The sequence below is a fragment of the Streptomyces sp. NPDC059582 genome (genome assembly GCF_042735715.1).
Classification (GTDB): Bacteria; Actinomycetota; Actinomycetes; order Streptomycetales; family Streptomycetaceae; genus Streptomyces.
This window is the reverse complement of sequence record NZ_JBHWCC010000002.1, coordinates 1-23,502: the sequence shown is the minus strand read 5'-3', so window position 1 is coordinate 23,502 and position 23,502 is coordinate 1. Positions and strand designations below refer to the sequence as shown.

Annotated in this window: 20 protein-coding genes and 2 pseudogenes; 17 read left to right on the top strand and 5 right to left on the bottom strand. The window is 72.2% G+C overall.

Translation table 11 applies throughout. The features are described 5' to 3' along the window. Positions 1-115 precede the first annotated feature (115 nt). The 6 genes and pseudogenes from ACFV0T_RS02175 (at position 116) to ACFV0T_RS02150 (ending at position 7,148) form a co-directional block, all read left to right on the top strand. Positions 116-2,980: an SNF2-related protein gene (locus ACFV0T_RS02175; RefSeq protein ID WP_385773466.1), complete on the top strand. Its 2,865-nt coding sequence runs from the start codon at positions 116-118 to the stop codon at positions 2,978-2,980. Then, complete coding sequence (locus ACFV0T_RS02170) at positions 2,980-5,298, top strand: SWIM zinc finger family protein (RefSeq protein WP_385773464.1); 2,319 nt, start codon at positions 2,980-2,982, stop codon at positions 5,296-5,298. Before ACFV0T_RS02175 ends, ACFV0T_RS02170 begins: the two co-directional genes overlap by 1 nt. Positions 5,299-5,740: 442 nt before the next feature. Further along, positions 5,741-6,136 (top strand): hypothetical protein, encoded by a 396-nt coding sequence (locus ACFV0T_RS02165; RefSeq protein ID WP_385773462.1) that lies wholly within the window; start codon positions 5,741-5,743, stop codon positions 6,134-6,136. Continuing rightward, positions 6,022-6,480 (top strand): ice-binding family protein, encoded by a 459-nt coding sequence (locus ACFV0T_RS02160; RefSeq protein WP_385773973.1) that lies wholly within the window; start codon positions 6,022-6,024, stop codon positions 6,478-6,480. The genes ACFV0T_RS02165 and ACFV0T_RS02160 overlap by 115 nt, the downstream gene beginning before the upstream one ends. Positions 6,481-6,670: 190 nt before the next feature. Further along, on the top strand, positions 6,671-6,850 hold the full coding sequence (locus ACFV0T_RS02155; protein WP_385773992.1) for a hypothetical protein: 180 nt from the start codon (positions 6,671-6,673) through the stop codon (positions 6,848-6,850). Beyond that, positions 6,847-7,148, top strand: a pseudogene (locus tag ACFV0T_RS02150) (CBS domain-containing protein). Before ACFV0T_RS02155 ends, ACFV0T_RS02150 begins: the two are co-directional and overlap by 4 nt. Positions 7,149-7,257: 109 nt before the next feature. Here the strand turns inward: ACFV0T_RS02150 and ACFV0T_RS02145 are convergent. Together ACFV0T_RS02145 and ACFV0T_RS02140 are read right to left on the bottom strand one after the other, a co-directional pair. Continuing rightward, a complete protein-coding gene (locus ACFV0T_RS02145; protein WP_385773460.1) occupies positions 7,258-8,943 on the bottom strand; it encodes a ribonuclease J in 1,686 nt (561 codons plus the stop codon). Positions 8,944-8,991: 48 nt separating this feature from the next. After that, positions 8,992-9,260, bottom strand: a pseudogene (locus ACFV0T_RS02140) (SMI1/KNR4 family protein); the annotation flags it as partial. Between the two features lie 217 nt (positions 9,261-9,477). Between ACFV0T_RS02140 and ACFV0T_RS02135 the strand changes: the two are divergent. From ACFV0T_RS02135 to ACFV0T_RS02115, 5 genes are all read left to right on the top strand, one after another. Beyond that, positions 9,478-9,717 (top strand): hypothetical protein, encoded by a 240-nt coding sequence (locus ACFV0T_RS02135; protein WP_385773458.1) that lies wholly within the window; start codon positions 9,478-9,480, stop codon positions 9,715-9,717. Beyond that, positions 9,711-9,938 carry a hypothetical protein gene (locus tag ACFV0T_RS02130; protein WP_385773456.1) on the top strand — a complete coding sequence of 76 codons (228 nt, stop codon included), beginning with the start codon at positions 9,711-9,713 and terminating at the stop codon, positions 9,936-9,938. Before ACFV0T_RS02135 ends, ACFV0T_RS02130 begins: the two co-directional genes overlap by 7 nt. A 154-nt stretch (positions 9,939-10,092) precedes the next feature. Next, positions 10,093-11,388, top strand: a complete 1,296-nt coding sequence (gene pcaC / locus ACFV0T_RS02125) for a 4-carboxymuconolactone decarboxylase (RefSeq protein WP_385773454.1) — start codon at positions 10,093-10,095, stop codon at positions 11,386-11,388. Between the two features lie 71 nt (positions 11,389-11,459). Continuing rightward, the gene (locus ACFV0T_RS02120; RefSeq protein ID WP_385773452.1) at positions 11,460-12,095 is read left to right on the top strand and encodes an MBL fold metallo-hydrolase; all 636 of its coding nucleotides are present in this window, start codon (positions 11,460-11,462) and stop codon (positions 12,093-12,095) included. A 245-nt stretch (positions 12,096-12,340) separates the two neighbouring features. Beyond that, entirely contained in the window at positions 12,341-13,120 is a 780-nt protein-coding gene (locus tag ACFV0T_RS02115) for an exodeoxyribonuclease III (protein ID WP_385773450.1), read from the top strand. A 96-nt stretch (positions 13,121-13,216) separates the two neighbouring features. On the opposite strand, the gene ACFV0T_RS02110 is transcribed toward ACFV0T_RS02115, so the two are convergent. Continuing rightward, positions 13,217-14,998, bottom strand: coding sequence for an SGNH/GDSL hydrolase family protein (locus tag ACFV0T_RS02110; RefSeq protein ID WP_385773448.1), 1,782 nt, complete (start codon positions 14,996-14,998; stop codon positions 13,217-13,219). A gap of 167 nt (positions 14,999-15,165) precedes the next feature. Between ACFV0T_RS02110 and ACFV0T_RS02105 the strand changes: the two genes are divergently transcribed. The 5 genes from ACFV0T_RS02105 (at position 15,166) to ACFV0T_RS02085 (ending at position 19,010) form a co-directional block, all read left to right on the top strand. Beyond that, positions 15,166-15,585, top strand: a complete 420-nt coding sequence (locus ACFV0T_RS02105; protein WP_385773447.1) for a DUF6278 family protein — start codon at positions 15,166-15,168, stop codon at positions 15,583-15,585. A gap of 225 nt (positions 15,586-15,810) precedes the next feature. Next, positions 15,811-16,554 (top strand): amino acid ABC transporter ATP-binding protein, encoded by a 744-nt coding sequence (locus tag ACFV0T_RS02100; protein WP_385773445.1) that lies wholly within the window; start codon positions 15,811-15,813, stop codon positions 16,552-16,554. 16 nt (positions 16,555-16,570) lie between these two features. Then, positions 16,571-17,488, top strand: coding sequence for a glutamate ABC transporter substrate-binding protein (locus tag ACFV0T_RS02095; protein ID WP_385773443.1), 918 nt, complete (start codon positions 16,571-16,573; stop codon positions 17,486-17,488). Beyond that, a complete protein-coding gene (locus ACFV0T_RS02090; protein ID WP_385773441.1) occupies positions 17,485-18,129 on the top strand; it encodes an amino acid ABC transporter permease in 645 nt (214 codons plus the stop codon). The genes ACFV0T_RS02095 and ACFV0T_RS02090 overlap by 4 nt, the downstream gene beginning before the upstream one ends. Further along, complete coding sequence (locus ACFV0T_RS02085; RefSeq protein ID WP_385773439.1) at positions 18,126-19,010, top strand: amino acid ABC transporter permease; 885 nt, start codon at positions 18,126-18,128, stop codon at positions 19,008-19,010. The genes ACFV0T_RS02090 and ACFV0T_RS02085 overlap by 4 nt, the downstream gene beginning before the upstream one ends. Positions 19,011-19,055: 45 nt before the next feature. On the opposite strand, the gene ACFV0T_RS02080 is transcribed toward ACFV0T_RS02085, so the two are convergent. After that, complete coding sequence (locus ACFV0T_RS02080; protein WP_385773437.1) at positions 19,056-20,624, bottom strand: alpha/beta fold hydrolase; 1,569 nt, start codon at positions 20,622-20,624, stop codon at positions 19,056-19,058. Between the two features lie 117 nt (positions 20,625-20,741). Continuing rightward, the gene (locus tag ACFV0T_RS02075) at positions 20,742-21,539 is read right to left on the bottom strand and encodes a hypothetical protein (protein ID WP_385773435.1); all 798 of its coding nucleotides are present in this window, start codon (positions 21,537-21,539) and stop codon (positions 20,742-20,744) included. Between the two features lie 153 nt (positions 21,540-21,692). Here ACFV0T_RS02075 and ggt point away from each other — a divergent pair, with 153 nt between their 5' ends. Continuing rightward, a complete protein-coding gene (gene ggt, locus ACFV0T_RS02070; RefSeq protein WP_385773433.1) occupies positions 21,693-23,492 on the top strand; it encodes a gamma-glutamyltransferase in 1,800 nt (599 codons plus the stop codon). Positions 23,493-23,502 lie beyond the last annotated feature (10 nt).

Sequence of the window (23,502 nt, the reverse complement as noted above, 5' to 3'; positions counted from 1 at the left end):
CGGACCCCGACCGACCCCGACGGACCTCGGCAGGCCGTCGGAGCCGAATGTCAGACCCCGCCCGTAGAGTCGAAGACGTCTGATCCGACACACGGGCGGGAGGTGAACAGAGCGTATGAGCGACATGGCTGTGGCGGCCGAGCGGGCGGGAGAGCTCGCGGCGCCCGAGGGACCCGTCGGGGCGTCCGCGGACGTTCCCCTCCGCCTCGCGGCCGTCTTCCTGCCCGCCCCCCTCCCGCGCGACGGACGGGTCGCCTTCTGGGACCCGGCGGACGGACCACTGCCCGTCGACCCGGCCGGACCACCCACCGAACTCACCGTCGTACGACGCCACGGCGCCTCCGTGCGCCGCCGGCGGGCCCCCGCGCTGTCCCTGCCGCTCGACCGGGCACTGCCCCTGCTGATGCGCGCCCGCCGCGACCCGGCCGCCCATCCCGCCACCGCCTGCTGGGGCGCGGCCACCCTGCACGCGCTGCGGCTCGCCGCCCGCGGACGGCTGCTGCCCGGTCTGACCCCCACCGGCCACGACGCCTGGCGGGCCGGCCCCCTCGACCCCGAGGACATCGCCCACCTGCGGGCGATCGCCGAGGCCCTTCCGTACGAGGGGCACGCCGTCCCGCTGCCCGGCTCCGGACCGCTGCGCCTGCCACAGCCGCAAGCACTGATGCGTTCCTTCCTGGACGCGGTCGCCGACACCCTGCCCCGCACCCCCGCCGCGCCGTACGCGGCCGGGAAGCCGTTCGCCGACCGCCGGCCGCAGCGGCTGCCCGGCGCCCACGACTGGGCCGCCGAGGTCGCCGCCGGCATGGACGCGGGCGTCCGGATCTCCCTGCGCCTGGACCTGTCGGCGTCCGACCTGTTCGACGGCGGCGACCTGGCGCGCAGCGCGGGCGCGGCCATCGTCCAGGTGCACAGCCTCGCCGACCCGACCCTCGTCGCCGACGCGGCGGCCCTGTGGGCGGGCGACGCGGACGCCGCCTTCGGGCCACGCGCCCGCGTGGACGCTGCCCTCGCCGTCCGGCGTGCCGCCCGGGTCTGGCCGCCGCTGGACCGGCTGGCCGAGCAGGACGCACCCGACGTCCTGGCCCTGTCCGAGGAGGAGCTCGGCGATCTCCTCGGCGTGGCGGCCGCCCGGCTCGCGGCGGCGGGCGTCGCCGTGCACTGGCCACGCGACCTGGCCCAGGACCTGTCCGCGACGGCGGTCGTGCGATCGGCGCCCGGCTCGGCGACCGACGGCACCGGCTTCTTCGAGAGCGAGGACCTGCTCCAGTTCCGCTGGCAGCTGGCCCTCGGCGGCGACCCGCTCAGCGAGGCCGAGATGGACCTGCTGGCCGAGGCCCACCGCCCGGTCGTGCGGCTGCGTGACCAGTGGGTGCTCGTCGACCCGGCCCTCGTCCGCAAGGCCCGCCGCCGCGAACTGGGCCTGCTGGACCCGGTGGACGCGCTGTCCGTCGCGCTCACCGGCAGCGCCGAGGTCGACGGCGAGACCGTCGAGGCGGTCCCGGTCGGCGCGCTGGCCGCCCTGCGCGACCGGCTGACGGCCGGGGTGCGGCCCGCCGAGCCGCCCGCGGGCCTGCACGCCACCCTCCGCGACTACCAGCTGCGCGGCCTGGCCTGGCTCGACCTCATGACCAGCCTCGGCCTCGGCGGCTGCCTCGCCGACGACATGGGGCTCGGCAAGACGATCACCCTCATCGCCCTGCACCTCAAGCGTGCCCGCAGCGAACCCACCCTGGTCGTCTGCCCGGCCTCACTGCTCGGCAACTGGCAGCGGGAGATCACCCGGTTCGCCCCTGGCGTTCCCGTCCGCCGCTACCACGGCTCGGACCGCACCCTGGAAGGTCTGGCCGACGGCTTCGTCCTGACCACGTACGGCACCATGCGCTCCACCGCGGCCACCCTGGCCCGACAGCGCTGGGGCATGGTCGTCGCGGACGAGGCACAGCACGTCAAGAACCCCTACTCGGCGACGGCGAAGGCACTGCGCACCATCCCGTCCCCCGCGCGCGTCGCCCTCACCGGCACACCGGTCGAGAACAACCTCTCCGAACTCTGGGCCCTGCTGGACTGGACGACACCGGGGCTGCTCGGTCCGCTGAAATCCTTCCGCGCCCGCCACGCGCGCGCGGTGGAGAACGGCGAGGACGACGAGGCGGTGACCCGGCTGGCCGGCCTCGTGCGCCCCTTCCTGCTCCGCCGCAAGAAGTCCGATCCCGGCATCGTGCCCGAACTGCCGCCCAAGACGGAGACCGACCACCCGGTCCCGCTCACCCGCGAACAGGCCGCGCTCTACGAGGCGGTGGTGCGCGAGTCGCTGCTCGCCATCGAGACCGCGGACGGCATCGCCCGCCGGGGACTGGTCCTGAAACTGCTGGGCGCCCTCAAGCAGATCTGCGACCACCCGGCGCTCTACCTCAAGGAGAGCACCCCGGCCGGCGACGGCCTCGCCGCCCGCTCCGGCAAACTCGCCCTCCTGGACGAGCTGTTGGACACCCTGCTGGCCGAGGACGGCTCGGCCCTCGTCTTCACGCAGTACGTCGGCATGGCCCGTCTGATCGCCGCCCACCTCGCCGCCCGCGCGATCCCGATGGAGCTCCTGCACGGGGGTACGCCCGTCCCGGAGCGCGAGCGCATGGTGGACCGTTTCCAGAGCGGCGCGACCCCCGTGCTCGTCCTGTCGCTGAAGGCCGCCGGCACCGGCCTCAACCTCACCCGCGCGGGCCATGTCGTCCACTTCGACCGCTGGTGGAACCCGGCCGTCGAGGAACAGGCCACCGACCGCGCCTACCGCATCGGCCAGACCCAGCCGGTCCAGGTCCACCGCCTGATCACCGAGGGCACGGTCGAGGACCGCATCGCGCAGATGCTGGAGTCCAAGCGCGCCCTCGCCGACGCGATCCTCGGCTCCGGCGAGTCGGCTCTCACGGAACTGACGGTCCGTGAACTGACCGACCTGGTGTCGCTGCGGAGGGAGGCGTGATGGACACGGAGGACACACCGGCGACCTCGGTGAACCCGGCGGCCCCGGTGCATCCGGTGATCCCGGCGGACCCGGTGACGCCGGTGGAAGAGGACCGGTCTGCGGACGCGTCACCGCGGCCGCCCTCCGAGGCCCGTCCCGCCGACGCGGCCCGCCGGGCCTTGCGAGCCGCCCGCGAGCGCGCGGTCGAGGCGTCCGACGCGGACGCGGCGACCGAGCGGTCCACCGGCCGCCCCGCCCGACCGGCCGACGCGGCCCGCGCGGCCCTGCGCCGGGCGGTGTCGGCGGCCCGCGACACGGACACGCTCCCGGACACCGACACCGATGCCGGCCGCGACTCCGACAGCGACTCCGACACCGACTCCGACACCGATGCCGGCCGCGACTCCGACAGCGACTCCGGCCGCGATACCGACCCCGACTCCGTGTCCGGCACTGACATCGACAGCGGCACGGGACCGAAGACCCCTGAGGAGACGGCGGCCACGCTTCCGGAGAACCCCGGGGAGGACGACGCGGCGAACGCCGGTGCCCCGGCCGGTGGGGGAGTAACTGGTCCGCGAGGCACGCGCCCCGCGGATGTCGCCCGCGAGGCGTTGCGCGCCGCCCGCGCCGAGGCACGACAGGCCCGCACGGACACCGGAGCGCCCCGCGCGGACACCGCGGCGCCCCGAAAGGAGGCCGCGCCCCCGGCTGCCCGGTCCGAGTCCCGGCCCGCCGGGTCCGAGCGCGCCGCTCCCCGGCGCCGAGGTGACGCACTCGGTCGCACCCCGGGTGCCAGAGCCCGTGAACTACGGGAACTGCTCGCCGACGCCTTCCGCATGCCGTCCGACGCACCCGAGCCCCCGGACGCCGGATTCCCGGAGCCCGGATTCCCGGACCCCGGCCGTCCCTCCGGGACCCGTCCCTCGGTCACTCATCCGCCGGACACCCAGCCCATGGCTTCCGCCCCCGCCTCCACTCCCGCCTCCGCCGCCGCAGGTCCCTCCGCCGCGCGCCCCACCCGGCCGACGGCCGTCGGTCCCCCGGCCACCCCTCACGTCCCCACCTCCATGGCCTCCCCCCGCCGGGACAGCGACCTGCGCCGTACCTTCCCCGCCTTTCCTCCCCTGGCCTGCGAAGACGACGGCCGGTTCGCCGAGAGCTGGTGGGGCAACGCCTGGGTGGCCGCGCTGGAGGAGGGGGCGCTGGACGCCAAACGGCTCGCGCGCGGGCGGGGTTACGCGGAGCAGGGGTACGTGGACGCCATCACGGTGACACCCGGGCTCGTGCTCGCGTACGTGCAGGGCAGCCGCCCCCGCCCTTACCGCGTCCAGGTACGGCTGCGCACGCTCGACGACGCCGACTGGGAACGCTTCCTGGACGTCGCCGCCGACCGCCCGGGGCATATCGCCGCGCTGCTCGACGGGGAGATGCCCCAGTCCCTCGCCGACTGCGGGGTCCGGCTGCTCCCCGGCCCCGGTGACCTGGACCCGCAGTGCAGTTGCCCCGACCGCGGCCACCCCTGCAAGCACGCGGCGGCCCTCTGCTACCAGACCGCCCGCCTGCTGGACGCCGACCCCTTCGTCCTGCTCCTGCTGCGCGGCCGCGGCGAACGCGAGGTGATCGACGCGCTGTCCCGGCTGAGCGCCGCCCGCGCGGCCCGCGCCGCCCAGGAGAAGGAGCCCGAGCCGCTCCCCGGCGTCCGAGCCACCGACGCCCTGGCGGACCGGCGGCTCCCCCCTCTCCCACTCCCGTCGCCCGTGCCGCCGCACCCCGAGCAGCCCCCCGTCTACCCCTCGGCGCCGGGCGGCCCGGACCCGTTCGCGCTGGACCAGCTCGCCACCGACGCCGCCGCCCGCGCCCACGCCCTGCTGAGCACGGGACGCGACGAAGCGGGTGAACTGACGCTGTGGCAGGACGCGGTGCGGCTCGCCGCGGCCCGCCCCGGTTCCGGACTCACGGCCGGCACCCGCGCCCTCTACGCCTCGCTCGCCTCCGCGGCCGGCCGTACCCCGGCCGAACTGGCCCGCGCGGTCGCCGCCTGGCGACAGGGCGGGATCGACGGCCTCGCCGTCCTCGAAGAACCCTGGGACCCGCCCGCCGGACGGTTCGACCGCGCCCGCCCGCTCCTGCTCGCCGCCGACCTGCCCGCTTTCCGCCCCGCCCGCAACCGGCTCACCCACCCCCGGGGTCAGGTCCAACTCCGCCTCGGCCGCGACGGCTTGTGGTACGCCTACGAATCCGAACCCGGCGACGACGACTGGTGGCCGCGCGGCACCCCCGACCTCGACCCGGTCGGCGCGCTGACGGGCCTGGGCGGCACCGGCGATTTCTGAACCGCCGGTCGACGGAGCCCGCCGGTCCACCGATCGGCGTAGACCGGCCACGGGACCGTGCGCCACGCGGGTGAAGGTGGCGTGAGGGTTCGCCGGTGAAATGGGGTGGCCGGGTGGGGGGACCGGGGGCCCCTGGGCCGGACGCATGGATTCGGCGGTTGGCGTGGAGCGGTGAGCCAGACGAACACCCCCGCCCTCCAGTACCGCTTCGACGGACCCGAAGACGCCCCGGTCCTCATCCTCGGCCCCTCGCTCGGGACGAACTGGCACAGGTCGTAACGACCGTCCGTGAAGTGGCCATCCGGTCCCGGTGGAGACGCTGACGTGGGCCGCTATCCGCAACCTCTGGGGAGGGCCATGCTGTTGATGCGGGCCCCAGCCCCCGGCAGTGATGCCCTTGTTCCGCTCCGGGGAGGCCCACAGTGTTCGTTTGCTTCTCATCGTGATCTTGTTCGGCCTCGGCTTCGTCAACTCCGTCCGGTGGGTGGCCGCGGCGGTGTTGGTCCTCGGCGCCACCCGCCACGGTCGAGACCGCGGGGGAGGCTGGATCCGTGGCGACGGGTCCGATCTCGGGGAGTACCGGGACTACGCGAACCGCCGGGACTTCGCGGTACTGGGCGGCGCGTCGGTCACCAACACCGGCCCCTCCGAAGTCACCGGTGATCTCGGGGTGAGTACGGGAACGTCCGTCACCGGATTCCCGCCCGGTCAGGTGCACGGCACATCCACATCAGCGACGCCGATGCCCTTCAGGCTCACCCCGATCTCATCGCCACCTACGACACCGCCGTCGCCCAGCCCCCGGACTTCGACGTTCCCGGAGACCTCGGCGGCCTGACGCTGACTCCCGGCGTCTACAACGCCCCCACGTCCCTCGCTCTCACCGGCACGCTCACCCTGGACGCCCAGGGCGACCGCAACGCCGAATGGGTTTTCCGCATCGGATCCACGTTGACCACGGCAACGGCCAGTCGCGTGCTCCTCATCAACGGTGCCACGGCCAGGAACGTGATCTGGCAAATCGGAAGCTCAGCCACTCTCGGCACCGACACCGCCTTCGCGGGCAGGATCCTGGCCCTGACCTCCATCACCGTGAACGCCGGCGTCACCATCCACGGACAGGCTCTGGCCATCAATGGCTCGGTCACCCTCGACACCAACACCATCACCCGCCCCTGGTAATGACCAGGCCTGGCGGGGTGCCCGCCGTAGACACGTCACCCTCGGGCTGCGCCACTGCGCCACTGCGCCACTGCGCCACTGCGCCACTGGGGCTGGAGCAGGCGGATGCTGTGCCACGAGACAGGTCACGGCTTCGCGGTCGGCTGGACAGCATGGTCAACCCCGCCGCGACCGACGAGGAGGGTTCCGCATGAACCGCACACGTACGAACGCCCGCACCGCTGGACAGCGTGCCGAGCCCCGCCAGCCGCTGGGGCTGATGCGCGTACCGACGCGTGAGCCGGCGCAACAGGTGACCGACGCGCTCACACCGTACGCCCGCTCCGTCAGGCTGCGACTGGCCACGGACCGCAGGTCTGTGACGACATGAGCGTCGAGGCGGCACTGTCCGTCATGGCCGCCGCCCGCACGGGCCGACTGGTCGTCTGCGACCAGGACGGCCAGTGCACCGGCCTGGTCACCCAGACCGAACTCGCCGCCGTCCGGACGGCTCCGACCACACGGACCGCGTCCGCCTGCGCGACCTCCTCGGCGACTGCGAGTCGTTCACCTCACCGGTCACCACGATGGCCGAAGCCGAGCACGCGATGCGCACGCGTCGGCCCGGTGCCCTGCCGGTGGTCGACGAGCAGGACAGCGCCCTGGGCGTCCTCGCCCTCTCCCGCTGAAACGCCTCTCCCTGATCGGACCGTTCCCCCCCCCCCGCCCTGTGAGGCCACCTGCGCCGCTTCATCGCCGACCGGTACCGGAACCGGGACCGTGCTGCCCGGCTGTGGCTCAGGCGTCGATGATGACGGGGATGATGAGGGGCCTGCGGCGGTGGGTGCGAAACGCCCAGTTCGCCACGGCGCGGGCGAGGAGCTGTTCGAGTTGGTGCGCGTCCCCGACGCCTTCCTCGGCCGCGGTGGCCAGGGTCTTCTCGATGACGGGGATGACCGGTTCGAAGGTGGTGTCGTCGTGGACGAAGCCGCGGGCCAGGAAGTCCGGGGCCTCGGCGAGGGCGCCGGTGTCGGCGTCGACGATCGCCACCACCGTGACCACACCTTCGGCGGCGAGGGTGAGGCGGTCCTTGAGGGACGCTTCGGTGGCGCCGCCGACCTCCATGCCGTCCACGTAGACGTTGCCGGCGGGGACCTTGCCGGTGATGGACGCGCGCCCGTCGACGAGGTCGACGACGACGCCGTCCTCGGCGATGACGACCCGGTCGGGGTCGACGCCGGTACGGATGGCGAGGTCGCCGTTGGCCCGCAGGTGGCGCCATTCGCCGTGCACGGGCATGACGTTGCGGGGCTTGACGATGTTGTAGCAGTAGACGAGTTCGCCGGCGCTGGCATGCCCGGAGACGTGCACCTTGGCGTTGCCCTTGTGGACCACGTGGGCGCCCCACCGGGTGAGTCCGTTGATCACCCGGTAGATGGCGTTCTCGTTGCCGGGGATGAGGGAACTGGCGAGCAGGACCGTGTCGCCCTTGCCGATGCGGATCATGTGGTCGCGGTTGGCCATCCGTGACAGCGCGGCCATCGGTTCGCCCTGGGAGCCGGTGCACACCAGAGTGATCTTGTGGTCCGGGAGCTTCTCCAGCTCCTTCGTGCTCACGACCAGACCGGACGGGACCTTCAGATAGCCCAGGTCACGGGCGATGCCCATGTTGCGGACCATCGACCGGCCGACGAAGGCGACCTTGCGGCCGTGCTGATGGGCGGCGTCCAGGACCTGCTGGATGCGGTGCACATGGCTGGCGAAGCTGGAGACGATGACTCGACGCGGCGCGGTGCGCATCACCTGCTCGATCGCCGGGTTCAGCTCACGCTCGGAGGTGGTGAAGCCGGGTACTTCGGCGTTGGTGGAGTCGGTGAGGAACAGGTCCACGCCCTCCTCACCGAGGCGGGCGAAGGCCCGCAGATCGGTGATGCGGTCGTCCAGCGGGAACTGGTCCATCTTGAAGTCACCCGTGTGCAGCACCATCCCGGCGCCGGTGCGGATCGCGACCGCGAGGCCGTCAGGGATGGAGTGGTTGACCGCCACGAACTCGCAGTCGAAGGGCCCGAAGCCGCGCCGGTCGCCCTCCCGCACCCGCACCGTGCGCGGCCGGATGCCGTGTTCCTTGAGCTTGGCCTCCAGGAACGCCAGCGTCAGCTTGGAGCCGACGACGGGAATGTCGGACCGCTCGCGCAGCAGGTACGGCACGCCGCCGATATGGTCCTCGTGGCCGTGGGTGAGCACCACGGCCACGATGTCGTCCAGCCGGTCCCGGATCGAGGTGAAGTCCGGCAGGATCACATCCACGCCGGGCTGGGTCTCCTCGGGGAACAGCACGCCGCAGTCGACGATCAGCAACTTGCCGGCATGCTCGAAGACCGTCATGTTGCGGCCGATCTCACCCAGACCGCCCAGGGCGACGACCCTCAGCCCTCCCTCGGGAAGGGGCGGGGCGGCTTTCAGTTCGGGGTGTGGATGACTCATACCTTGACGTTACCCGGAGATTGGGACGGGGTGATCCACTGCCTGTGGTGCCGTCTCGACCGCTTCCCCGAACGGTCCGGGCGCCGTGCACCGGTACGTACTGTTCCGCACCTGATCCGGCGTCGCGTAAGCCAGTGCCACCGGGTCGTGTCCGGCGCCCCGCGGCTGGGCGTCAGCGTGGAGTCGGCCCGGTACGAGTGGGCCGCGTGCTCGGCGACCAGCGCCGGCAGCAGCTCGGAAGCGTACCGCCGGTCCGTCACCAGTCCGTCGAAGTACACCATGTGGGTCCGTCCGAGCAGGCGGCGTATCCGGTCGCCAGAGGTGACCGACGTAACCGGTCCGATCGTGCGGCTCGCCGTAGGAAGGGGAGTCGGACCCGGTCGATGCGCAGGAGGCGGTGGGGGCGGTCCTGAGTGGCCGGGCGCGCGTTCGGGCCAAGGCCGGCGACGGGCCGGTACGGAGCGCCCGGATGTTCGAACTGCGAAGGCCTCCGCGCTCAAGGCGCGCACGCAAGCGGTCAATCAGCTCAAGGCCGTGCTGGTCACCGCGGATCCCGTCCCGCGGGAGGAGTTGGCGGGGCAGGGCAACCCGGCGCGCTTCGGCGGCGTCGAGGACGATGACGGTGCGGGGCACGACGTGCTCCAGGCCACCCGTATCACGCTGTGCCTGCCGGCCCAACGCGTCGAACAATTGACCGGACGGATCCGTGCACTCGGCCGGCGCTTGGCCGGGTCATGGAGCAGCACGTCCTTCCACGCGCCGTGCGCTTGCTGATCGAGAAGCCGCTGCTCGGCGCCTCCCTCTACGAGGGCGACCTGCTCCTCGCTGCCGTCGATGCCCCTGCTTCGGCCGGGGCTTCGCTGCCAGAGCTCGGCGCGCGGCTGCGGGCCGAGATCACGCCTTCGCCGGAGGCGGTGGTCGCCGGTCTGCGCCGCGACGCCGCCGAGGACCTTGCCCGCTTCGTCGCGCGGCCCGAGACAGCTTCGCCGACCTGATAGCCGACCGTGGCGCTACACGTCGCCCGGCGCCGAGCGCTGTGCTCAGCCGGGACGTGACCTGTGCCGTTTCGGCCCTGGTGGCACGATGTGGTACGCCTTCATGCAGGCCCCCGCTATAGGGGCTTCCGTGAGAGATGAGAGGCTCAGACGGGTGAGCGAGACACCACCGAACACCCTGCAATACCGCTTTGACGGGCCAGAAGAGGCTCCCGTCCTGATCCTGGGTCCCTCTCTGGGTACCACATGGCACATGTGGGACCGCCAGGTCCCGGAGTTGACCAGGCAGTGGAGGGTCTTCCGGTTCGATCTGCCGGGGCACGGCGGGGCGCCCGCGTACCCGGCCGGTGCGGTGTCCGAGCTGACCGCCCGGCTGCTCGCCACGCTCGACGCGGTCGGCGTGCAGCGCTTCGCGTACGCGGGCTGCGCGCTCGGCGGCGCGATCGGTGTCGAGCTGGCCCTGCGGCACCCGGGGCGGCTGGCCTCGCTCGTGGTGATGGCCGCCTCGCCCCGGTTCGGGACGGCCGACGAGTTCCGGCAGCGCGGGGTGATAGTCCGCACGAACGGCCTCGACCCCATCGCCCGCACCTCCCCGGACCGCTGGTTCACCGGCGGCTTCGCGGCCGCCCAGCCCGCGATCACCGAGTGGGCGGTGCAGATGGTGCGCACCACCGACCCCGGCTGCTACATCGCGGCCTGTGAGGCGCTCGCCGCGTTCGACGTGCGGCACGAACTGGCCCGGGTCGGTGTGCCGACCCTGGTCCTGGTCGGCTCCGAGGACCAGGTCACCGGTCCCGCCGAGGCCCGTACCCTGGTCGCCGGCATTCCGGACGCCCGGCTGGCGGTCGTCCCCGGCGCGTCCCATCTGGTGCCCGTGGAACAGCCGGCCGCTGTCACGGACCTGCTCGTCCACCACTTCTCGACCGCCTGGCAGCCCGCCTTCGACTCGGCCACCGGCCAGGTCGCCATCCCGCCCGTCCCGGTCAAGCCGGCGCTGTCCGCGCCCCAGCCCACCGCGCCCATCGCCGCGATCGCGCCGGCCGTCGTGCCGCCGCGGTCCGGCGGGAGCTCGGACCGGTACGAGACCGGGCTCAAGGTGCGCCGAGAGGTGCTCGGCGACGCGCATGTCGACCGGGCGCTGTCGCAGGCCGACGAGTTCTCGGGGGACTTCCAGGAGTTCATCACCCGCTACGCGTGGGGCGAGATCTGGGACCGGCCCGGTCTCGACCGGCGCTCGCGCAGCTGTGTCACGCTCACCGCCCTGGTCGCGGGCGGCCATCTCGACGAGCTGGCCTTCCACACCCGGGCCGCGCTGCGCAACGGCCTCACCCCGGACGAGATCAAGGAAGTGCTGCTCCAGGCCGCGGTCTACTGCGGGGTGCCGGCGGCGAACAGCGCGTTCAGGGTGGCCCAGCGGGTCATCCGGGAGGAGACCACTCCCGCCGAGTGATCGGCTGCCGGGTGGTGGAAGCACGGGCCTGAGCGGCCCGCCGCCGGGCCGGCGGGGGCAGGATGGGAATCATGAAGCTCACGAAGAAGTCGCACGCCTGCGTCCGTCTCGAGAAGGACGGGCGGACGCTCGTCCTCGACCCCGGGGGATACAGCGAGGAGGACGCCGCGGTCGGCGCGGACGCCATCCTCGTCACGCACGAGCACCCGGACCACTTCGACGAGGGGCGGCTGCGGGCCGCCCTGGAGGCGAACGCGGCCGCCGAGATCTGGACGCTGAGGTCCGTCGCGGAGCAGATCGCGGCCGCGTTCCCGGGCCGGGTGCACACCGTCGGCCACGGCGACACGTTCACCGCGGCGGGCTTCGACGTGCAGGTCCACGGTGAGCTGCACGCGGTGATCCACCCGGACATCCCGCGCATCACCAACGTCGGCTACCTCGTCGACGGCGGACGCGTCTTCCACCCCGGCGACGCGCTCACCGTCCCGGACCACCCGGTGGAGACGCTGATGCTCCCGGTGATGGCCCCGTGGAACAAGATCTCCGAGGTCATCGAGTACGTCCGCGAGGTCAAGCCGCAGCGTGCCTACGACATCCACGACGCGCTGCTCACCGACCTCGCCCGTCCGATCTACGACCGCCAGATCGGCGCCCTGGGCGGCGCGGAGCACCTGCGGCTGACGCCGGGCGCCTCGGCGGAGGTCTAGTGCCGCAGCGGGCGACGTTCGCCCCGTCGCGATGCCCGGCGCGCCCTCTCGCCGCACCGGCCGAAAGCCCGAGTACGACCAGTACGAGGACGTCCGGCCGGCCCGCCGGGAGCACGCACCGGATGCCGCTCCTGCACGGGCCAACGTTGCCTGCCACGGCACTGGCGGGCGCGCGACGAGCGGGTGGGCGGCCGGGGAGCGGGTGAGCGGGGCCGTTGTCGTACCCGCCCGGTAGGTTGTGGGACATGCGCATCGCCACCTGGAACGTGAACTCGATCACCGCCCGCCTGCCGAGGCTGCTGGCCTGGCTGGAGAGCAGCGGCACGGACGTGCTGTGCCTCCAGGAGGCCAAGATCGCCGAGGCGCAGTTCCCGTTCGACCAGCTGCGCGAGCTGGGCTACGAGGCGGCGGTGAACGCGACCGGCCGGTGGAACGGCGTCGCGGTGATCTCGCGTGTCGGCCTGGAGGACGTGGTCAAGGGCCTGCCAGGCGACCCCGGTTACGAGGGTGCGGTGGAGCCCCGCGCGGTCTCGGCGACCTGCGGCCCGGTCCGCGTCTGGTCGGTGTACGTGCCGAACGGGCGGGAGGTCGGGCACCCGCACTACGCGTACAAGCTCCAGTGGTTCGAGGCCCTGAGGGCGGCCGTGGCGGGCGACGCGGGCGGCAGCCGTCCGTTCGCCGTCCTCGGTGACTACAACGTGGCGCCGACGGACGACGACGTCTTCGACGTGGCCGTCTTCGAGGGCCTCACCCATGTCACGCCCGCCGAGCGTGCCGCGCTGGCCGAACTGCGCGGGACGGGTCTGTCCGACGTGGTGCCGCGGCCCCTGAAGTACGACCGCCCGTACACGTACTGGGACTACCGCCAGCTCGGCTTCCCCAAGAACCGCGGCATGCGCATCGACCTGGTGTACGGCAACGAGCCGTTCGCGAAGGCGGTCGGTGACGCGTACGTGGACCGCGAGGAGCGCAAGGGCAAGGGCGCATCGGACCACGCGCCGGTGGTCGTCGACCTGGACGTGTAGCCCCACAGCCGCCCCCGCCCCCAGCCGTTTGCTGCCGCCCGCCCGCCCGCCCGCCCGCCCGCCCGCCCGCCCGCCACCTGCTGCCGGCCGTCCCGGTCACAGCAGCGTCAGGTCCACCGAGTCCGCCAGGGCCGCCAGCCCGGCGTCCCCGGGATGCAGGTGGTCCCCGCTGTCGTACACGGGCAGCATGCGTGTGGGGGCGGCCGGGTCGCGCAGCACGGCGTCGAAGTCGAGGACGCCGTCGAACACCCCGGAACCCCGGATCCAGGCGTTGACCGCGGTCCGCTCGGCGTCGACCGCCGCCGGGCAGCGGGAGGTTCCCCCGCAGGGCAGGATCGTCGCCGCCAGCACCCGCAGCCCGCGCGCGTGGACCCGGTCCGCGATCTCCCGCAGCCCGGCGATGACCTGCGGTGCGTCCGCGCCCGCGATCAGGTCGTTCACGCCCTCGAACACGACCGCCGTACGCGCCGAGGTCTGGGCGAACACGTCCCGGTCGAGGCGGTGCAGCGCGCTCACTCCGGCCGCGTCCGTGGAGATCCCGTCCCCGGGGTAGCGGTCGCTGACCACACGGTTGCCGGAGATGCCCTGGTTGAGGACGCCGTAGTGGGGGACCGCGCTCTGCCGCAGCAGCCGGGCGGCGAGCACGTCGGGCCAGCGCCGGTTGGCGTCCGGTGTCGACCGGTCCCCGTCGGTGATCGAGTCGCCCAGCGCGACCACGGACCCCGGCCCTCCGCTCACGTCCACCCCGGTCAGCAGCGGCCAGGTCGTCAGTGCCGAGGTGTAGGACACCGCCGAGCCGTCCGCCGTGTGGTCGCCCGGCGCGCTCAGGTACGACTGCTGGACCGCGAGCCGGTGCACGGGGACCGCCGTCACCGTGCCGGGGAGGTGGAAGCTCACCAGCAGTTCGGCGTCGGCGGGCACCTGGAAGCCGAGCGGATCGCTGACCGCCTGTGTCCCCGCCGGGACGTCGACGCCCGCCGCGCCCCGGAAGGTCAGCCGCACCGGCACCTCCCGGGCCGCCGCGCCCGCCCCGCGCACCGCCACCGTCGCGGCGCCGATCCGCACCGCGGTGGCGGCGAAGGTGTTGTCGAAGCGCAGCCGCACCCGTGGGCCGCCCACCGAGGTGTGCACCACGAGCCGCAGTGTGCGGTCGGTCCACGGCCCCACGGCGGTGTAGCCGGACGTCGCCGTGGCCCAGGTGCCGGTCCACCGGTTCCCCGGGCGGCCGTGGTGCCAGGCCGCCCGCACCGACAGCGCGAAGACGTGCAGTCCGTCCGCGCAGGGCAGCCGGACCGAGGCGACCGTGTGGCCCGGCGCGATCGGGACGGTCACGACGTACAGCCGTGCCTTCTCGTCGAGCCGGCCGCCGGGTGTGTTGACGTGCGGGAGCGCGACCGCCTTCGTGGCGAGCGGGCCGGTGCGCCAGTCGGGGGCGGTGAGCAGGTACGAGGAGCGGGTGCCGTCCTTGTACGCGACCGTGCCCGTGCCGCTCACCTCGGTGCCGCGGGTGCCGGCCACCAGGAAGGCGAGGGCGTCGCCGCGCCCGCCGAGACGCACCTCCTGCCCGGCGGCCCGGACGTTGTCCGGCTCGCCGGGCGCGCCTCGCGGCCGGCTCAGCCGGGCCCCCTGCACGGTGATCGAGCCGCCGGGCGTCCAGCCCGCCGCCGTGAGATCCCGCGCGGACAGGGAGGCGCCCGAGCCGTCGAAGTCCGCCTCGCCGGGGCGGTCGTCGTCACTCACGGCCGTGTTGTCGAAGAGCCGCTCCAGCGGCAGCGGGAGGGACGGGGGCGACGCGTTGGCCCGCGCGGCGGACGCCGGCACCAGTGCCGTGGCCGACAGGGCGAGCGCCAGCGGGAGACTGCGGACACCTCGGGGCACGTACGGACTCCTCCCGCTCACCCGTCGCACGCATACGCACCGCGAAGGTAGGGACGCTCCGGGCCCCGGTCAACGAGCCATGCGCGAACGCCGGGTGAAATCCACCGGACACGACCATCCGCGCGCGCCTGTGGTGCGTACGCCGATACGAATGACAGGCTGGACGTATGAACATCCCTTTCCTGGGCCACCGGCGCAAGAAGAGCGACGGCGCGGCGTTCTCCGCCGACCCCGAGGGTGTCGCCGAACTCCTCTCCGAGTGTGAGCTGCTGCGCTCACAGGCGTCCCAGGAGGGCGTCCGACTCGACGATTCCGCCGCCTCGTTGGAGGCGCTCGACCAGTTGGTACCGCGCTGGCGCGACGACGCGGAGGTGCTGCCCTGGCTCGGCAACGACGCGGGGCTCTACCTCGGGACGGTCATCGTGCGCACCGTCGTGGGCGCCGTCTGGGAGGTCTGGCCCGGCGGACAGCCCGTCGTGCGGCTCGCCTCCGGCCGGGAGTTCGACGTCGTCGCCGCCGGGCACGAGTGGGCCGCGAGCGGAGTTCCCGAGCTGTCGCAGCTGTACGCGGAGGTGGCCGAGGCGTGAACCCGTAGACCCGGTGACCTCGTAAGTCCTCAGGTCCGTGACCCCGTGAGCCGCCCTGGGCCCAGGTGCTCGTACCCCCATGAAGCCATGAACCCCTGAACCACGGAACACCCGTTCGCCGTAAATACGGCTAATGCCCGGAAAGTGCGTGTCGTGCGGGACCTCGATCCCCGGCTGGATAGTTTGCGGCGACCACGACACAGCTGAGGGTGAGTGACGGTGGGCATGGCTGTCGATCCGTTGATCGAGCTGAAGGACGTCAACAAGCACTTCGGGGAGTTGCATGTCCTGCAGGACATCAACCTCACGGTCGGCAAGGGGGAGGTGGTCGTGGTCATCGGCCCGTCCGGGTCGGGCAAGTCGACGCTGTGCAGGGCGATCAACCGGCTGGAGCCGATCGAGTCCGGCACGATCAGACTCGACGGCAGGCTGCTGCCCGAGGAGGGCAGGGATCTCGCCCGCCTCCGCGCCGACGTCGGCATGGTCTTCCAGTCCTTCAACCTCTTCGCCCACAAGACCGTCCTGCAGAACGTCTCCCTGGGACAGATCAAGGTCCGCAAGCACCGCAGGGAGGACGCCGACAAGCGCTCCCTCGAACTCCTCGACCGCGTGGGACTCGCCTCCCAGGCGCCCAAGTACCCCGCCCAGCTCTCCGGGGGCCAGCAGCAGCGCGTGGCCATCGCCCGCGCCCTCGCCATGGAGCCGAAGGCGCTGCTGTTCGACGAGCCGACCTCGGCCCTCGACCCCGAGATGATCAACGAGGTCCTCGAGGTCATGCGGCAGCTCGCCCGGGAGGGCATGACCATGGTCGTCGTCACCCACGAGATGGGCTTCGCCCGCTCGGCGGCCAACCGCGTGGTGTTCATGGCCGACGGCCGGGTCATCGAGGACCGCGCTCCGGAGGAGTTCTTCACCAACCCGCGCACCGACCGCGCCAAGGACTTCCTCTCCAAGATCCTCAAGCACTGAGCGGGGAGTGCGACCCATGTTCCGTACCCCACGTGTGTCCGCCGCCCCGGCCGTGCTGCTCGCCCTCGTCCTCGCCGTCGCCTGCGGCAAGGAGGGCAGCCCGCCCGGCAAGGGACCCGCGGCCGAGAAGCTCCCCCACTACCAGGTGGACGAGGGGTTCAAGCTCCCCGAGTCCAAGACCTGGACCCGGGCGAAGAAGCGCGGACACCTGGTCGTCGGCGTCAAGGAGGACCAGCCGTACCTGGGCGAGAAGGACCCGGCGAGCGGCGGCTACTCCGGCTTCGACATCGAGATCGCCAGGATGATGGCCGCCTCCCTCGGCTTCGGCCCGAAGTCGATCCGCTTCAAGACGATCGCCTCCGCGAACCGCGAGACCGCCCTCCAGAACGGCCAGATCGACTTCTACGTCGGCACCTACACCATCAACGACAACCGCAAGAAGCTCGTCGGCTTCGCCGGTCCCTACTACCTGGCCGGACAGTCGCTGCTGGTGCGCGCCGACGAGAACGACATCCACGGCCCGCAGGACCTCGACGGCAGACGGGTGTGCTCGGTGACCGGTTCGACGCCGTACCAGCGCATCAAGGACGAGTTCCCGAAAGCGGTCCTGGTCGCCTACGACACCTACTCCGTCTGTGTCGACAACCTGCTCACCTACCAGGTCGACGCCGTCACCACCGACGACGCCATCCTCATCGGCTACGCGGCGAAACTTCCCCACGAGCTCAAGGTCGTCGGCAGACCCTTCTCGAAGGAGCCGTACGGCATCGGCGTCCCGAACGGCGACAACGCCCTGCGGTTCGCCCTCGACGACGCGTTGGAGGCCCGTGAGAAGAACGGCGACTGGAAGAAGGCGTACGAGGCCACTCTCGGCCTGTCCGGCGTGCCCGCGCCGACCCCGCCCCCGATCGACCGCTACCAGGGCGGCTCATGAACGTACTGACAGACAACTTCTCCCTCTATGCCGAGGGTTTTCTCGGCACGGTCGAACTCACCGTCTACGCCTCCGTGCTGGCCCTCGTCCTCGGCTTCCTGATGGCCTCCTTCCGCGTCGCCCCGGTCCGCTCGCTGCGGGTCTTCGGCACCGCGTGGGTGACCGTGCTGCGCAACACCCCGCTGACCCTGCTGTTCTTCGCGGTGCTGCTCGGACTGCCCAGGTTCGGACTGGTCCTGCCCTTCCAGCTGTTCGCCGTCCTGGCCCTGGGCTGCTACACCTCGGCGTTCATCTGCGAGGCCCTGCGATCCGGCATCAACACCGTGCCCAAGGGGCAGGGCGAGGCGGCCCGCAGCCTCGGGATGAACTTCGCGCAGACCCTGAACCTGGTCGTCCTGCCGCAGGCGTTCCGCTCCGTGATCCCGCCGGTCGGCTCGACCCTCATCGCGCTCGCCAAGAACTCCGCGATCGCGGGCGCGTTCAGCGTCACCGAGCTGCTCGGCACGTACAAGACCCTCAGCGAACTCGGCTACAACATCGTCTGGACGTTCGTCTGGATCGCCGTCGGATACCTGATCATCACGCTCGCCATCAGCGCGCTGTTCAACGTGCTGGAGAAGAAGTGGGGAGTCGCCCGTTGACACCCGCAACCGCCACCGCCCTCTACGACGTGCCGGGTCCCCGGACCCGGCAGCGGCACCGGATCTACGGTGTCCTGTCCACCGTGGTGATCCTCGCCCTGCTCGGCTGGATCGTCTATCTCCTGTTCGCCACCGACCAGTTCACCTACACGAAGTGGATGCCCTTCGAGTACAAGGGCATCCAGGAACTCCTGCTGCGCGGCCTCGGCAACACGCTGAAGGCCTTCGCCATCGCGGCGGTCCTGTCGCTGGCGCTGGGCGGTGCGCTGGCGACCGGGCGGCTGTCGGACCACCGGTGGGTGCGCTGGCCGGCCACGGTCGTCGTGGAGTTCTTCCGCGCCATGCCCGTACTGGTGATGATCTTCTTCGTGTTCGTGGCGCTGAAGGTGCAGCCGCTGCCCGCCCTGGTCGCCGGACTGACCCTCTACAACGGCTCCGTGCTCGCCGAGGTGTTCCGCTCGGGTGTCAACTCCGTCGAACGCGGCCAGCGGGAGGCCGCGTTCGCGCTCGGCATGCGCAAGTCGCAGGTCATGTCGTACGTCCTGCTGCCCCAAGCGGTGCGGGCCATGCTGCCCGCCATCATCAGCCAGCTGGTGGTGGCCCTGAAGGACACCTCGCTCGGCTTCCTTATCACCTACGAGGAGTTCCTCCACGCCGGGAAGCTCATCGCCTCGAACCTCGACTACGATTTGCCGTTCATCCCCGTGGTGATGGTGATCTCACCGATCTACATCGGGATGTGCATGCTGCTCTCCTGGTTCGCCGGCTGGGTGTCCCGGCGGGAGCAGCGCAGTCCCAAGACCGAAGCCGCGCACGTCGCCGCGGCCGAACCGGGGACGCTGCTGCCGGGTGGGGAACCGCCCACGGCCCCTCGACCGTAGGGGCGGCAGCTCACAGAGCCATACCCGCCCGGCCGCGGCCGGAGATCACTGCTCGCGCAGCGGAACCGTCACGTACGACGGGTCGTCCGCCGGCGAGGAGAAGGTCAGCTGCGCGCCGGACGGGTTGTGCTCGATGTAGAGCGGGTCGACCGTGTCGACGACCAGGGCGAGCCGGTGTCCGGCCGGAACGTCGTACGCCGTGGAGAAGAGGTCCAGGTCGAGGCCGAACGGCCGGCCGGGCGTGACTGCGTGGAAGGTGTACGGCGCGTTGCTGATCAGCTTGCCGAGGCCGAGCGGCCCTACGTCGTACAGATAGGCGACGAGGGTGCCGCTCTCCTTGGTCGGGGTGACCGTCGTGTGCAGGCGGGCGGTGCCGCGCACCCGTTGAGCGGTGGCGTACTGCTGCGACTGCCAGACGGCCGCCCAGCGGCGGGGGAGCAGCGGGATCGACGCCACCGGGGGGACCCGGGCGATCTGGTCGAGAATGCTCGACAGGAAGACGATCCCGCCGTCCGCGCCGGAGTCGACGTTGGCGCGGATCGTGGTGGTGCCGGCCAGGTCGAACTTCCGGGTGGCGGCGCCGACCGACTTCCAGTCCGGGTAGCCCTCGTAGCCGCCCGTGGAGCGGGACTTGAGCTGGACCGGCTGTTCGCGGTCGATGCCGTTGTCCTCGCCCTTGAGGTAGTGGTCGAACCAGCGCCCGGTGTCCGTCCACACGTCGTTGGGCAGGCCGAACAGTCCGGGGATCTCGGCGGTCGCGTGGTCGCCGGGGCGGAACTCCAGGCGCTTGGGGCCGGTCAGCTTCTCGTAGAAGTCCGCGTACTGGTTGGGCGGGAAGATCGTGTCGCCCCAGGTGTTGGCGAGCAGCACGGCCGGGTTGTTGTCGTTGAGCCGGTCGACGTAGGTCCCGGCGGAACGGGTCTTCCCCCAGTCGATGATCTCCTGTTCCCGGGACAGGTCGGAGGCGAAGAAGTCCGAGAAGACCTGTGCGACCTCGGGGCTCTCGTGGCCGGTGACCTTGCCCGCGACGTCCAGCAGGGCGGCGGCCTGGGCGTGCTGGGTGCGGCCGGAGTAGATGGAGCCGATCAGGTCCGCCCAGCCGCTGAGCGCGGCGACGGCCTTGATCCGCTTGTCGTGCGCGGCGGCGAGCAGGCTGATGCCGGCGCCGTAGGAGACGCCCGCCATGCCGATGTGCCGGGCGTCGGCGGGGGTGTTGGCGAGTGCCCAGTCGACGACCTTGGACGCGTCGGCCATGTCGAGAGGCCCCGCCACCTCGATCTCGCCGCCCGACTGCCAGAAGCCGCGCACGTTGTAGGTGAGCACGATGTAGCCGGAGTCGGCGAGCTTGCGCGCCTGCGCGAGGTACTGCACCTGGGGCAGGCCCCAGCTCGTGGGCAGCACGATCAGCGGGTAGCGGCGGGTGCCGTCCGAGCCCGCCGGTGTGACGACGTTCGCCTTGAGGACGGCGCCGTCGCCGCCGGTGATGTCGACGAAGCGGACGCCGGGGGCGGCCGCCTGCGCGGCGGGGGCGTACCCGAGGACGCCGCCGGCGATCAGGGTCGCGGAGACGGCGCCCACGGCGGTCGTACGCAGGGCCTTGCGATGCTGTCCCACGGCTCACTCCTCACGCGCGCCCACTGCAAAGTGACCCGACGGTAACCTCCGCTCTTTACCGTAGGTAACCCGTCGGTAAGTTACGTGCCAGTAACGATTGTTGGGCGGTGCGTGAACTCAGGAGGCGCGGTGTGAGGTCTTGGCCGACCTGGCGGGCTTGGCGGCCTTGGCGGGCTCGGCTTCGGGCTCCGGGGACGGCAGAGGCGCCTGGGCCGCGCGCGTCACGTCGGCGACGAGTTCGACGACGTCGGGGCCGTACGCCTGCGAGTTGACCACCTTCAGCAGCAGGGCGAAGGAGGCGTTGCCGTGCTTGCGGGCCAGCCGCTCGTGATTGCGCGCGAGATAGCGGGTGGCGGCCTGGTTGGTGATGGCCCGCTGACCGCAGAAGAGGAACACCGGGCGGGATTCCTTGCGCTGGCCCGCCGTGAGCCGGGCGAGGATCACGTACTCGCTCTTGCCCGGCTCCAGCCGGTGGAGCTCGCTGCCTATCTGGAACGCGCCACGGTCGGGACCGGCCTCGGCGTCGACATTGACCCGCACCCCGGGCAGCAGGGAGGCGAGATGGGCGGCCATGCGACGGTTGGAGGCCGGTCCCCCCACGCAGAACTCGGTGCGCTCGCCGAACCCCTGCTGGGCCGCGTCGTGCGCGACGACCTGGGCGTTCGCGTTGCAGTTCTTGATGAGCGCGGCCAGCTCCAGCAGGGCGAACACGTCGTGCCGCAGCACCGTCAGCTCGGGTCCGCCCGCCTCGCGGTTGACCACCAGCAGCGACTCGGAGTTGTCGGGCAGCCCGAAGAAGGCCTGCTTGCGCCGCAGCCGCCGCTGCCACAGATGGGTACGGGCCAGCCAGCCGAGAGCGGCGCCGAGGCCGGCCGGCGCCACACCCAGGACGATGAAGAACACGAGGTCGGTCATGGGCGCGCATGCTAGCGGGCCCGGGTGACTGGTACGTACCGATGTTCGAAGCGTGGCGGGCGTGGAGATCGCGCCACAGCAGCCGGAATGAGACTGTTGAGGTCAGGTCAATGTCGTTACGCTGCGCGAACGGTCCCTTGACTGGAGGTGCGGATGCGTCGCCCTGTCGCGAGGAAACTGACGGTCCTGGTGGTCTCGGCCGCCGTGGTGTCGGTGGGAGCGGCGGCGCCGCCCGCCCCCGGCGGCCCGGCCGCCGGAAAGGTCCCGGTCGCCGTCGGCTACGGCGGCGCGGTCGCCAGCGTCGACGCGGACGCCTCGGCCGCCGGTATCGAGGTGCTGAAGAAGGGCGGCAACGCGGTCGACGCGGCCGTCGCCACCGCCGCCGCCCTCGGCGTCACCGAGCCCTACTCCTCCGGGATCGGCGGAGGCGGCTACTTCGTCTACTACGACGCCAGGTCCCGCACCGTGCACACCATCGACGGCCGCGAGACCGCCCCGCTGACCGCCGACTCCGGCCTCTTCGTGGAGAACGGCAAGCCGCTCGCCTTCGCCGACGCCGTCAGCAGCGGCCTGAGCGTCGGCACCCCGGGCACCCCCGCCACCTGGGCCACGGCGCTGGACAAGTGGGGCAGCAGGAAGCTCGGCACGGTGCTGCGGCCCGCCGAGCGCCTGGCCCGTGACGGCTTCACCGTGGACGACACCTTCCGCAGCCAGACCGCGTCCAACGAGACCCGGTTCCGCTACTTCCCCGACACCGCCGACCTGTTCCTTCCCGGCGGCCGGCTGCCCGTCGTCGGCTCGACGTTCAAGAACCCGGACCTCGCGCGCACCTACGAGGAGCTGGGCCGCAGGGGCGTCGACGCGATCTACCGGGGTGACCTCGGCAAGGACATCCTCAGGACGGTCGACAACCCGCCCGTGGACGAGGCGTCCGGCTGGAACGCCCGTCCCGGCAAGCTGTCGACCGACGACCTCGCGGTCTACCGCGCCAAGCTCCAGGCACCCACCAGGACCGACTACCGCGGCCTCGGCGTCTACTCCATCGCGCCCTCCTCCTCCGGCGGCACCACGGTCGGCGAGGCCCTCAACATCCTGGAGCGCACGAACCTGTCCAAGGCGAGCGAGGCGCAGTACCTGCACCACTTCGTCGAAGCCAGCAGGATCGCGTTCGCGGACCGCGGGCGCTGGGTCGGCGACCCCGCCTTCGAGGACGTGCCGACGAAGGACCTGCTCTCGCAGCGGTACGCCGACTCGCGCGCCTGCCTCATCAAGGACGACGCCGTCCTCACCAGCCCCGTCGCACCCGGCGACCCCCGTCACCCGGCGGCCTGCGCCACCGGCGGCACGGCGGCCCCGACGACGTACGAGGGCGAGAACACCACGCATCTGACGGTCGCCGACAAGTGGGGCGACGTCGTCTCGTACACCCTCACCATCGAGCAGACCGGCGGCAGCGGCATCACCGTCCCCGGCCGCGGCTTCCTCCTCAACAACGAGCTGACGGACTTCTCCTTCACCCCGGCGAACCCGGCCGTGCCCGACCCGAACCTGCCGGGGCCCGGCAAGCGGCCGCGGTCGTCGATCTCCCCGACGATCGTGCTCGACCGGCACGACAAGCCGGTGGTCGCGCTCGGTTCACCGGGCGGCGCGACCATCATCACCACCGTGCTCCAGACCCTCACCGAGTTCCTCGACCGGCGCATGCCGCTCGTCGACGCGATCGCCGCCCCCCGCGCCAGCCAGCGCAACGCGGCCCAGACCGAACTCGAACCGGGGCTCTACGACAGCCCCCTCAGGGCACAGCTCGAAGCCCTCGGGCACAGTTTCAAGCCGAACCCGGAGATCGGCGCCGCGACCGGCATCCAGCGGCTGCCGAACGGCAAGTGGCTGGCCGCCGCCGAGACGGTACGCCGGGGCGGCGGCTCGGCGATGGTGGTGCGTCCGGTGTCCTAGTGCCGTGGCG